Below are 9,279 nucleotides of genomic sequence, written 5' to 3' on the forward strand. Positions count from 1 at the left end.
ACCCGGGCTTAGCCCAAAATATCTTCGACGGACTTGCCGCGCTTCGCCGCGATGTCTGCCGGGGTCGACTGCTTGCGCAGACCGTCCAGCGTGGCGCGAACGAGGTTGTACGGGTTCGTCGAACCGTGGCTCTTTGCCACGACGTTCTGAACGCCCATCACGTCGAACACTGCGCGCATCGGGCCACCGGCGATCACGCCCGTACCTGCCTTCGCCGGAGCGAGGAGGACAGCGGATGCGCCATGCTTGCCGTGCACTTCGTGCTGCAGCGTGCCGTTCTTGAGCGGCACCTTGAACATGTTGCGGCGAGCTTGTTCCATTGCCTTCTGGACAGCGACCGGCACTTCCTTCGCCTTGCCCTTGCCCATACCGATGCGGCCATCACCGTCGCCGACCACGGTCAGTGCGGCGAAGCCGAGAATACGGCCACCCTTCACGACCTTGGTCACGCGGTTGACCGAAATCATCTTTTCGCGAAGGCCGTCGTCGCGCTCGTCAGCCTGAACTTTCGCTTGCATCTTTGCCATGACGAATTCCTTCCTTAGAACTTGAGCCCAGCTTCGCGAGCTGCCTCAGCCAGCGCCTTGACGCGGCCATGGTAGCGGAAGCCCGAGCGGTCGAAGGCGACGGATTCGATGCCGGCGGCCTTTGCCTTCTCGGCAATACGCTTGCCGATCAGCGTCGCAGCATTAACGTTGCCGCCCTTGCCCGACTTGTCGGCCAGTTCGGCGCGCACTTCTGCTTCGAGCGTCGACGCGCTGGCGAGCACCTTGGTGCCGCAGGGCGAGAACACTTGAGCGTAGATGTGCGTGTTCGTGCGATGCACGGCGAGACGCGCGACCTGCAGCTCAGCGATCTTGATACGCGTCTGGCGAGCGCGGCGCAGGCGAGATTGAGTCTTATCCATGATTGCGCACCCTTACTTCTTCTTCGTTTCTTTGAGGATCACAACCTCGTCGGAATAGCGCACGCCCTTGCCCTTGTAGGGCTCCGGCGGACGGTAACCGCGGACTTCCGCAGCCACTTGACCGACTTGTTGCTTGTTGATCCCCTTGATCACGATTTCGGTTTGCGTCGGGGTTTCAGCCTTGACGCCTTCCGGCATCTGGTGCACCACCGGGTGCGAGAAACCCAGCGACAGGTTCAGCTTGTCGCCTTGCGCTTGCGCACGATAACCGACGCCAACCAGCGTCAGCTTGCGCTCGAAACCCTTGGTCACGCCGTGCACGGCATTCGCGATGATCGCGCGCATCGTGCCCGACAGTGCGTTTGCTTCGCGGCTTTCGTCGACCGGCGACAGATTCAGCGTGCCGTCGTTGTTCGCCACGTTCACGAGCGGATTGATCGCTTGCGTGATGGTGCCCAGCGGGCCCTTGACGGTGATAGCACCGTCGGCCAGCTTGACTTCCGCGCCTTGCAGCGCGATCGGGCTCTTACCTACTCGAGACATGTTTCTCTCTCCTCGGCTTTAAGCGACGTAGCAGATGACTTCGCCGCCGACGCCGGTAGCGCGCGCCTTGCGGTCGGTCATCACGCCCTTCGGCGTCGACACGATTGCCACGCCCAGGCCATTCATGACCTGCGGAATGTCGTTACGGCCGCGGTACACGCGCAGACCAGGCTTCGACACGCGCTCGAGGCGTTCGATGACCGGGCGACCTGCGTAGTACTTCAGCGCGATATTCAGTTCGGACTTCGCACCTTCCGCCTTGACGGCGAAATCGTCGATATAACCTTCGTCCTTCAGGACTTGCGCGATTGCAACCTTGACCTTCGACGAGGGCATCGCGACCGATACCTTCTCGACCATCTGCGCGTTGCGGATGCGAGTCAGCATATCGGCGATAGGATCACTCATGCTCATTTACGTTTCTCCTATTACCAGCTCGCCTTGGTCAGGCCAGGAATCTCGCCACGGAATGCGATTTCACGAATCTTGTTACGCGCGAGGCCGAATTTACGGAACGTGCCACGCGGACGGCCCGTGATCGCGCAGCGGTTACGCTGGCGGGTCGGGTTTGCGTTGCGGGGCAGTTGCTGCAGCTCAAGGCGTGCTTCGTAGCGCTCTTCTTCCGACTTGCTTTGGTCTTCGACGATCGCCTTCAGCGCTTCGCGCTTTGCTGCGAACTTCGCGACCAGGCGGGCGCGCTTCTTTTCACGTTCGATCAGTGCCAGTTTAGCCACGGTAACCTCAGTTTCTGAACGGGAACTTGAAGCTGGCGAGCAGTGCCTTTGCTTCGTCGTCGGTCTTCGCAGTCGTCGTGATGCTGATGTTCAGCCCACGCAGTGCGTCGATCTTGTCGTAGTCGATTTCGGGGAAAATGATCTGCTCTTTCACACCGATGTTGTAGTTGCCGCGGCCATCGAAAGCACGGCCCGACACACCGCGGAAGTCACGCACGCGGGGCAGGGCAACGGTCACGAAACGGTCGAGGAATTCGTACATCGCACGACCACGCAGCGTCACCATCGCGCCGATCGGGTAGCCCTGGCGGATCTTGAAGCCTGCGATTGCCTTGCGCGCCTTCGTGACGACCGGCTTCTGACCAGCGATCTTCGTGAGGTCGCCAACGGCGTTCTCGATGATCTTCTTGTCAGCGATCGCTTCGCCAAGACCCATGTTCAGCGTGATCTTGGTGATGCGCGGCACTTCCATGACCGACTTGTAACCGAACTTCTCGATCAGGCCGGGCACAACCTTTTCTTTGTAAAACTCTTGAAAACGAGCCATTTTTTACTCCGCTGCGTCAGGCGCTCAGTACGGCACCGGTCGTCTTCAGGAAGCGAACCTTCTTGCCTTCCTCGACCTTGATGCCAACACGCGACGCCTTGCCATTCGCGTCGACCAGTGCGACGTTCGAAATATGCAGGGGCATCGTCTTCGCTTCCACGCCGCCCGTCGTACCCTTCATCGGGTTCGGCTTCACATGCTTCTTGACGAGGTTGATACCTTCAACCGTCACATGTTCAGCACCGACAGCCAGCACGACGCCGCGCTTGCCCTTGTCCTTGCCAGTGACGACGATAACTTCGTCACCTTTGCGAATCTTGTTCATCGCGACTCCTTACAGCACTTCCGGCGCCAGCGAAACGATCTTCATGAATCGTTCGCTACGCAGCTCACGCGTCACGGGCCCGAAGATACGGGTGCCGATCGGCTCAAGCTTGTTATTCAAAAGCACAGCGGCGTTGCCGTCGAACTTGATCAGCGAGCCGTCTTGACGGCGAACACCCTTGGCGGTGCGGACCACCACGGCGTTGTAGATTTCGCCTTTCTTCACGCGCCCGCGCGGCGTTGCTTCTTTGACGGTCACCTTGATGATGTCGCCAATGCCGGCATAACGACGCTTCGAGCCGCCGAGCACCTTGATGCACATGACTTCACGCGCACCCGTGTTGTCGGCTACTTCGAGCCGAGATTCGGTCTGGATCATGGTTTGTCTTTCCCAACTTAATCCGGATGCACCACCATGATGCATTCGGTCAGTCTTGGTCCCGTCAGCCAATCGGCTGCTTGGGTTGGAACAGCAGCGACGGCAAACGAAACCCGCCATCGCAATTCGGTGAATCTTTCGGACAGGCTGGCGCCAGTCCGCTTCCCCCACCAACTTCGCCCGCGACGGGGCTCCCATAAAGAGGGAAGACCGGGATTATAACAAATAATCCCGGTCACGCAAGCAAAAACTTTGCGATTTCAAGCACTTCTTGGCGAAGTGCCTGTTACTGCCTACTGCTCTGCCCGCTTAGATGACGCGAGCTGCTTCGACGAGGCGCGACACCGTCCAGGCCTTCGTCTTCGAAACAGGACGAGTTTCCTGGATTTCGACGAGATCGCCTTCGTTGCAGGTGTTCGCTTCGTCATGCGCGTGGTACTTCTTCGAGCGCACGACATACTTGCCGTAGATCGGGTGCTTGACGCGGTGCTCGATCAGCACGGTGACGGTCTTGTCCATCTTGTTGCTGACGACCCGACCGACCAGCGTCCGCTTCAGCGAGGTTTTCACGCTATCGTTCATTTCTGGTTCGCCTTCTGAGTCATGACGGTCCGCACACGTGCGATGTCGCGACGAACCTTCTTCAGCTGGCTCGTGTTCGTGAGCTGCTGGGTCGCGAGTTGCATGCGCAGGCCGAATTGCGCCTTCAGCAGGTCCGCCAGCTCCTTGTTGAGCGCGGCCTGGTCTTTCTGGAGAAGTTCGGAAGCCTTCATGTTTTCTCCTTAGGCGCCGAGCTGGCGCACGATGAACGTCGTCTTCAGCGGCAGCTTCGCTGCGGCCAGACGGAACGCTTCGCGTGCCAGTTCTTCGGTTACGCCGTCCATTTCATAGAGCATCTTGCCCGGCTGGATTTCGGCGACGTAGTACTCCGGGTTACCCTTACCGTTACCCATACGCACTTCTGCCGGCTTTTGCGAAATCGGCTTGTCCGGGAAGATCCGGATCCAGATGCGGCCGCCACGCTTGATGTGACGCGTCATTGCACGACGCGCCGCTTCAATTTGACGTGCGGTCAAACGACCGCGACCGATCGCCTTCAGACCGAATTCACCGAACGACACTGCGTTGCCGCGCGTCGCCTTGCCGGTGTTACGACCCTTCTGTTCTTTACGATACTTCCTGCGTTTCGGTTGCAGCATCGTTATTCTCCCGTCTTGCCGTCTTCGGGCTTGCCGGCGCCACGGCGCGGTGCGCCACGACGAGCACCCGGAGCGCCGCCTTCGCCGTCACGGCGCGGACGACGGTCGCCCGGACGCGCATTGCGACGCGGACGCTTGTCTTCGGCTACTTCTTCGACCACCGGCGCGTCATTGCGGCCGAGCGTGTCGCCCTTGTACACCCATACCTTGACGCCGATGATGCCGTAGGTCGTCTTCGCTTCCGAGGTCGCGTAGTCGATGTCGGCACGCAGCGTGTGAAGGGGCACGCGACCTTCGCGATACCACTCCGTACGAGCGATTTCGATACCGTTCAGACGGCCTGCGCTCATGATCTTGATGCCTTGGGCACCCAGACGCATCGCGTTCTGCATCGCACGCTTCATCGCGCGACGGAACATGATCCGGCGCTCGAGCTGTTGCGTGATCGAGTCAGCGATCAGTTGCGCATCGGTTTCCGGCTTGCGGATTTCTTCGATGTTGACGTGAACCGGCACGCCCATGCGGCGTTGCAGTTCCGTCTTCAGCTGTTCGATATCCTCGCCCTTCTTGCCGATGACGACGCCCGGACGCGAGCTGTAAATCGTGATGCGCGCGTTCTTTGCCGGACGCTCGATGACGACCCGACCGACCGAAGCGTTCTTCAGCTTCTTCTTCAGGTATTCACGAACACCGATGTCTTCCTGCAGCATCGCCGCGAAATTGTTGTTGTTCGCGTACCAACGCGAAGCCCAATTGCGGCTGACAGCCAGGCGGAAGCCAGTCGGATGAATTTTCTGTCCCATCGTATGGCTCCTTAATTCCCGACCGTCACAGTGATGTGACAGGATTGCTTCTCGATGCGGTTACCGCGGCCCTTGGCGCGCGCGGTGAAACGCTTGAGCGATGCAGCCTTGTCGACGTAGATGCTCTTGATCTTGAGCTCGTCGATATCTGCGCCTTCGTTGTGCTCCGCATTCGCGATTGCCGACAGCACAACCTTCTTCACGATGCCAGCCGCCTTCTTCGGCGAGAACGTCAGAACGTTCAGCGCCTTGTCGACCGGCAAACCGCGGATCTGGTCAGCCACAAGGCGCGTTTTTTGCGCCGAGATGCGGGCACCGCGATGAATTGCTTTCACTTCCATCTTGATTGCCCCTTATTTCTTGGCCTTCTTGTCGGCCGCGTGACCCTTGAACGTACGGGTCAGTGCGAACTCGCCAAGCTTGTGGCCGACCATGTTTTCCGAGATGTACACCGGAACGTGTTGACGGCCGTTGTGAACAGCGATCGTCAGGCCGATGAAATCCGGCAGAATCGTCGAGCGACGCGACCAGGTCTTGATCGGCTTTTTGTCGCGCGAAGCTGCAGCCGCCTCAACTTTCTTCAGCAAATGGGCGTCGCAGAACGGACCTTTTTTTACAGAACGTGCCATTGCCTACTCCTTAACGCTTGTGACGGCGCTGGACGATCATCGTCGTCGTGCGCTTGTTGCTGCGGGTGCGGTAACCCTTAGCCGGCGTACCCCACGGGCTCACCGGGTCGCGACCTGCAGCCGTCTTGCCCTCACCACCACCGTGCGGGTGATCAACCGGGTTCATCGCAACGCCACGCACCGTCGGGCGGATACCGCGCCAGCGGTTCGCGCCTGCCTTGCCGATTTGGCGCAGGCTATGCTCTTCGTTGCCGACTTCACCGATCGTTGCACGGCACTCGATGTGCACGCGGCGGATTTCGCCCGAACGCAGACGAACCTGCGCGTAGACGCCTTCACGTGCCAGCAGCATGGCCGACGTGCCAGCCGAACGCGCCATTTGCGCGCCCTTGCCCGGCAGCATCTCGATGCAGTGGATCGTCGTACCGACCGGAATGTTGCGGATCGGCAGCGTGTTGCCTGCACGGATCGGCGCTTCCGAACCCGACATCAGCTGTTGGCCGACGGTCAGGCCCTTCGGGGCGATGATGTAGCGACGCTCGCCGTCTGCGTAGAGCACCAGCGCGATGTTCGCGCTACGGTTCGGGTCGTACTCGAGACGCTCGACCTTTGCCGGGATGCCGTCCTTCGTGCGACGGAAATCGACGATACGGTAATGCTGCTTGTGACCACCACCCTTGTGACGCGTGGTGATGCGGCCGTTGTTGTTACGGCCGGCGGTCGAGCTCTGCGAGTCGAGCAGTGCCGCGAACGGCTTGCCCTGGTGCAGATTCTTGTTGACCACCTTGACCATCGCGCGGCGACCCGGCGAAGTCGGTTTAACTTTCACGATTGCCATGATTACTTGGCCTCCGCTTCAAAGTTGATTTCCTGGCCGGGCTTCAGGCAAACGTACGCCTTCTTCACGTCCTTACGGCGGCCCATCGAACGGCCGAAGCGCTTTTGCTTGCCCTTCTGAACCAGCACGTTGACCGAATCAACTTCAACCTTGAACAGCAGCTCGACAGCCGCCTTCACTTCCTGCTTCGTGGCATCCGGTGCGACTTCGAACACGACCTGCTCGTTCTTGTCGGCAACCAGCGTCGCCTTTTCCGAGATCACCGGTGCGAGCAGGACCTGCATCAAACGATGATCGTTCTTGCGAATCTCGCTCATGACAGCAACTCCTCGATCTGGGCGACCGCAGCCTTCGTGACCAGCACTTTCTTGAAGTAGATCAGCGACAGCGGGTCAGCGTAGCGCGGCTCGACAATCGCCACGTGCGGCAGGTTGCGCGAAGCCAGGTACAGGTTCTCGTCGACCGTGTCCGTAATGATCAGCACGGAGTCGAGACCCATGGTCTTGAATTTGTCAGCCAGCAGCTTGGTCTTCGGCGCTTCGAGGATGATGTCCTCGACGACCGACAGACGGCCTTCACGGGCCAGCTGCGAGAAGATCGAGCAGAGACCTGCGCGATGCATCTTCTTGTTGACCTTGTGCGAGAAGTTCTCTTCCGGCGAGTTCGGGAAGATGCGACCACCGCCACGCCACAGCGGGCTCGACGACATACCGGCACGAGCGCGGCCCGTACCCTTCTGACGCCACGGCTTCTTGGTGGTGTGCTTGACTTGCTCACGGTCCTTCTGTGCGCGGTTACCCTGGCGAGCATTCGCCTGGTACGCGACGACGACCTGGTGGATCAGCGCTTCGTTGTAGTCACGACCGAACACGACGTCCGACGCGTTGACCACTGCACCTTCCTGACCATTTTCGTTCAGGAGCTTGAGTTCCATTATTTCGCCCCCTTGGTCTTGACGGCCGGCGTCACGAAAACCTTGCCGCCCTTCGCGCCCGGAATCGCACCCTTGACGAGCAGCAGCTTGCGCTCTGCGTCGATACGAGCGATTTCGAGGTTCTGCACCGTCACCGTAACGTCACCGAGGTGACCCGTCATGCGCTTACCCGGGAAAACGCGACCCGGATCCTGCGCCATACCGATCGAGCCCGGCACGTTGTGCGAGCGCGAGTTACCGTGGGTAGCACGGCCGGAGGAGAAGTTGTAACGCTTGATCGTACCGGCGTAGCCCTTACCGATCGACACGCCTTGCACGTCGACCTTCTGGCCCACTTCGAAAAGATCAGCACCGACCACGGCGCCATTCGACAGCTCAGCTGCCTTGGCCGCGTCAATGCGGAATTCCTTGAGGATTTCACCGGCTTCGACACCGGCTTTGGCGAGATGACCTGCCAGCGGCTTCGTCACGCGCGATGCGCGGCGGGAGCCGAATGCAACCTGCACGGCCGTGTAGCCGTCGGTTTCAACAGTCTTGATCTGCGTCACGCGGTTGTCCGACACGTCCAGCACGGTGACGGGAATCGAATCCCCTTCAGCCGTGAAGATACGGGTCATGCCAACCTTGCGACCTACGAGTCCAAGGCTCATCATTTTCTCCATTCCCGACTGCGATTGGTCGGGGCTGATTTACAAAATGCCGGGCACGCAAGGCCCAACTTTTTTACGCGAATACGCGAAAAGCCAAGCAGTATAGCCCGACTTATCGATTTCCGCAAGCAATACAAAGACTTAGCACCGCCCGGCACGCCGGATGGCGCCGAAAGCCTTACTGCAGCTTGATTTCCACGTCGACGCCAGCCGGCAGGTCGAGCTTCATCAGCGCGTCAACCGTCTTGTCGGTCGGATCGACGATGTCCATCAGGCGCTGGTGGGTACGGATTTCGAGCTGATCGCGCGACGTCTTGTTGACGTGCGGCGAACGCAGGATGTCAAAACGCTGGATGCGCGTCGGCAGCGGCACCGGGCCACGGACGATTGCGCCAGTCCGCTTCGCGGTATCGACGATTTCGGCAGCCGATTGATCGATCAGACGATAGTCGAAAGCCTTCAGGCGAATGCGGATTTTCTGTTGCTGCATGACGATTCCTTGAAAAGAGCGAGGCGATGTTGCATCGCCGGACACTAAAAGAACGCGAAACCTGTTACCTGCGGGGAGCGAGGCGCCAGCTTCCGAACGGTACTTCCACTGCTAAGCCCGCGATTCTACACGAAAAATCGGAATGGTGGTGTGCGTTTGTCAAGACGGCAACGCGCACGCCACAAAGACAAAACCGGGTGCCAGATCAAACTGGACACCCGGTTTCGACGGTACGACTGCCTACCGTGGAATCGCGGACCCCGGAGGGATCCGCGGATCGTCGATGTTACTCGATGATCTTG

At 59.7% G+C, this 9,279-nt stretch carries 19 protein-coding genes; all 19 read right to left on the reverse strand.

The annotated features are described in order from the left end of the window. Window positions 1–8: 8 nt before the first annotated feature. Window positions 9–527 carry a 30S ribosomal protein S5 gene (gene rpsE / locus ACV22V_RS30840; protein WP_006752931.1) on the reverse strand — a complete coding sequence of 173 codons (519 nt, stop codon included), beginning with the start codon at window positions 525–527 and terminating at the stop codon, window positions 9–11. 14 nt (window positions 528–541) lie between these two features. Next, window positions 542–907, reverse strand: a complete 366-nt coding sequence (gene rplR, locus ACV22V_RS30845) for a 50S ribosomal protein L18 (RefSeq protein WP_006477183.1) — start codon at window positions 905–907, stop codon at window positions 542–544. Window positions 908–919: 12 nt separating this feature from the next. Continuing rightward, window positions 920–1,450 carry a 50S ribosomal protein L6 gene (gene rplF / locus ACV22V_RS30850; RefSeq protein WP_006758786.1) on the reverse strand — a complete coding sequence of 177 codons (531 nt, stop codon included), beginning with the start codon at window positions 1,448–1,450 and terminating at the stop codon, window positions 920–922. 18 nt (window positions 1,451–1,468) lie between these two features. Further along, entirely contained in the window at window positions 1,469–1,864 is a 396-nt protein-coding gene (rpsH, locus tag ACV22V_RS30855; protein ID WP_006477185.1) for a 30S ribosomal protein S8, read from the reverse strand. A 14-nt stretch (window positions 1,865–1,878) separates the two neighbouring features. Then, a complete protein-coding gene (gene rpsN, locus ACV22V_RS30860) occupies window positions 1,879–2,184 on the reverse strand; it encodes a 30S ribosomal protein S14 (RefSeq protein WP_006482884.1) in 306 nt (101 codons plus the stop codon). Between the two features lie 7 nt (window positions 2,185–2,191). Beyond that, a complete protein-coding gene (gene rplE, locus ACV22V_RS30865; protein ID WP_006482882.1) occupies window positions 2,192–2,731 on the reverse strand; it encodes a 50S ribosomal protein L5 in 540 nt (179 codons plus the stop codon). A gap of 16 nt (window positions 2,732–2,747) precedes the next feature. Next, a complete protein-coding gene (gene rplX / locus ACV22V_RS30870; RefSeq protein WP_006477187.1) occupies window positions 2,748–3,056 on the reverse strand; it encodes a 50S ribosomal protein L24 in 309 nt (102 codons plus the stop codon). A gap of 9 nt (window positions 3,057–3,065) precedes the next feature. Further along, window positions 3,066–3,434 (reverse strand): 50S ribosomal protein L14, encoded by a 369-nt coding sequence (gene rplN / locus ACV22V_RS30875; RefSeq protein ID WP_006752929.1) that lies wholly within the window; start codon window positions 3,432–3,434, stop codon window positions 3,066–3,068. A gap of 309 nt (window positions 3,435–3,743) precedes the next feature. Further along, entirely contained in the window at window positions 3,744–4,016 is a 273-nt protein-coding gene (gene rpsQ, locus ACV22V_RS30880; RefSeq protein WP_006752928.1) for a 30S ribosomal protein S17, read from the reverse strand. Further along, the gene (gene rpmC / locus ACV22V_RS30885; RefSeq protein ID WP_006400652.1) at window positions 4,013–4,207 is read right to left on the reverse strand and encodes a 50S ribosomal protein L29; all 195 of its coding nucleotides are present in this window, start codon (window positions 4,205–4,207) and stop codon (window positions 4,013–4,015) included. The genes rpsQ and rpmC overlap by 4 nt, the downstream gene beginning before the upstream one ends. 9 nt (window positions 4,208–4,216) lie before the next feature. Next, complete coding sequence (gene rplP, locus ACV22V_RS30890; protein WP_059468475.1) at window positions 4,217–4,633, reverse strand: 50S ribosomal protein L16; 417 nt, start codon at window positions 4,631–4,633, stop codon at window positions 4,217–4,219. A gap of 2 nt (window positions 4,634–4,635) precedes the next feature. After that, complete coding sequence (rpsC, locus tag ACV22V_RS30895; protein WP_006482899.1) at window positions 4,636–5,436, reverse strand: 30S ribosomal protein S3; 801 nt, start codon at window positions 5,434–5,436, stop codon at window positions 4,636–4,638. Between the two features lie 11 nt (window positions 5,437–5,447). Then, window positions 5,448–5,777: a 50S ribosomal protein L22 gene (gene rplV / locus ACV22V_RS30900; RefSeq protein ID WP_004199272.1), complete on the reverse strand. Its 330-nt coding sequence runs from the start codon at window positions 5,775–5,777 to the stop codon at window positions 5,448–5,450. Between the two features lie 12 nt (window positions 5,778–5,789). Then, a complete protein-coding gene (gene rpsS, locus ACV22V_RS30905) occupies window positions 5,790–6,065 on the reverse strand; it encodes a 30S ribosomal protein S19 (protein WP_004199273.1) in 276 nt (91 codons plus the stop codon). A 10-nt stretch (window positions 6,066–6,075) separates the two neighbouring features. Next, on the reverse strand, window positions 6,076–6,903 hold the full coding sequence (rplB, locus tag ACV22V_RS30910; protein ID WP_006482900.1) for a 50S ribosomal protein L2: 828 nt from the start codon (window positions 6,901–6,903) through the stop codon (window positions 6,076–6,078). Between the two features lie 2 nt (window positions 6,904–6,905). Further along, the gene (gene rplW, locus ACV22V_RS30915) at window positions 6,906–7,220 is read right to left on the reverse strand and encodes a 50S ribosomal protein L23 (RefSeq protein ID WP_004199275.1); all 315 of its coding nucleotides are present in this window, start codon (window positions 7,218–7,220) and stop codon (window positions 6,906–6,908) included. Continuing rightward, window positions 7,217–7,837 (reverse strand): 50S ribosomal protein L4, encoded by a 621-nt coding sequence (rplD, locus tag ACV22V_RS30920; protein ID WP_006477192.1) that lies wholly within the window; start codon window positions 7,835–7,837, stop codon window positions 7,217–7,219. The genes rplW and rplD overlap by 4 nt, the downstream gene beginning before the upstream one ends. Continuing rightward, on the reverse strand, window positions 7,837–8,487 hold the full coding sequence (gene rplC / locus ACV22V_RS30925) for a 50S ribosomal protein L3 (protein WP_006752926.1): 651 nt from the start codon (window positions 8,485–8,487) through the stop codon (window positions 7,837–7,839). The genes rplD and rplC overlap by 1 nt, the downstream gene beginning before the upstream one ends. 178 nt (window positions 8,488–8,665) lie before the next feature. Further along, window positions 8,666–8,977: a 30S ribosomal protein S10 gene (gene rpsJ / locus ACV22V_RS30930; RefSeq protein ID WP_004199280.1), complete on the reverse strand. Its 312-nt coding sequence runs from the start codon at window positions 8,975–8,977 to the stop codon at window positions 8,666–8,668. Window positions 8,978–9,279: the final 302 nt, after the last annotated feature.

The organism is Burkholderia sp. AW33-5 (genome assembly GCF_053427615.1).

Excerpts from the sequence above, each read along its gene's own strand:
- rplB (WP_006482900.1), bottom strand. The coding sequence starts at position 6,903 with ATGGCAATCGTGAAAGTTAAACCGACTTCGCCGGGTCGCCGCGCGATG.
- rpsE (WP_006752931.1), bottom strand. The coding sequence starts at position 527 with ATGGCAAAGATGCAAGCGAAAGTTCAGGCTGACGAGCGCGACGACGGC.
- rplR (WP_006477183.1), bottom strand. The coding sequence starts at position 907 with ATGGATAAGACTCAATCTCGCCTGCGCCGCGCTCGCCAGACGCGTATC.
- rplW (WP_004199275.1), bottom strand. The coding sequence starts at position 7,220 with ATGAGCGAGATTCGCAAGAACGATCATCGTTTGATGCAGGTCCTGCTC.
- rplN (WP_006752929.1), bottom strand. The coding sequence starts at position 3,434 with ATGATCCAGACCGAATCTCGGCTCGAAGTAGCCGACAACACGGGTGCG.
- rpsQ (WP_006752928.1), bottom strand. The coding sequence starts at position 4,016 with ATGAACGATAGCGTGAAAACCTCGCTGAAGCGGACGCTGGTCGGTCGG.
- rpsS (WP_004199273.1), bottom strand. The coding sequence starts at position 6,065 with ATGGCACGTTCTGTAAAAAAAGGTCCGTTCTGCGACGCCCATTTGCTG.
- rpsH (WP_006477185.1), bottom strand. The coding sequence starts at position 1,864 with ATGAGCATGAGTGATCCTATCGCCGATATGCTGACTCGCATCCGCAAC.
- rplE (WP_006482882.1), bottom strand. The coding sequence starts at position 2,731 with ATGGCTCGTTTTCAAGAGTTTTACAAAGAAAAGGTTGTGCCCGGCCTG.
- rplC (WP_006752926.1), bottom strand. The coding sequence starts at position 8,487 with ATGAGCCTTGGACTCGTAGGTCGCAAGGTTGGCATGACCCGTATCTTC.
- rpmC (WP_006400652.1), bottom strand. The coding sequence starts at position 4,207 with ATGAAGGCTTCCGAACTTCTCCAGAAAGACCAGGCCGCGCTCAACAAG.
- rplX (WP_006477187.1), bottom strand. The coding sequence starts at position 3,056 with ATGAACAAGATTCGCAAAGGTGACGAAGTTATCGTCGTCACTGGCAAG.
- rplF (WP_006758786.1), bottom strand. The coding sequence starts at position 1,450 with ATGTCTCGAGTAGGTAAGAGCCCGATCGCGCTGCAAGGCGCGGAAGTC.
- rplP (WP_059468475.1), bottom strand. The coding sequence starts at position 4,633 with ATGCTGCAACCGAAACGCAGGAAGTATCGTAAAGAACAGAAGGGTCGT.
- rpsJ (WP_004199280.1), bottom strand. The coding sequence starts at position 8,977 with ATGCAGCAACAGAAAATCCGCATTCGCCTGAAGGCTTTCGACTATCGT.
- rplV (WP_004199272.1), bottom strand. The coding sequence starts at position 5,777 with ATGGAAGTGAAAGCAATTCATCGCGGTGCCCGCATCTCGGCGCAAAAA.
- rplD (WP_006477192.1), bottom strand. The coding sequence starts at position 7,837 with ATGGAACTCAAGCTCCTGAACGAAAATGGTCAGGAAGGTGCAGTGGTC.
- rpsC (WP_006482899.1), bottom strand. The coding sequence starts at position 5,436 with ATGGGACAGAAAATTCATCCGACTGGCTTCCGCCTGGCTGTCAGCCGC.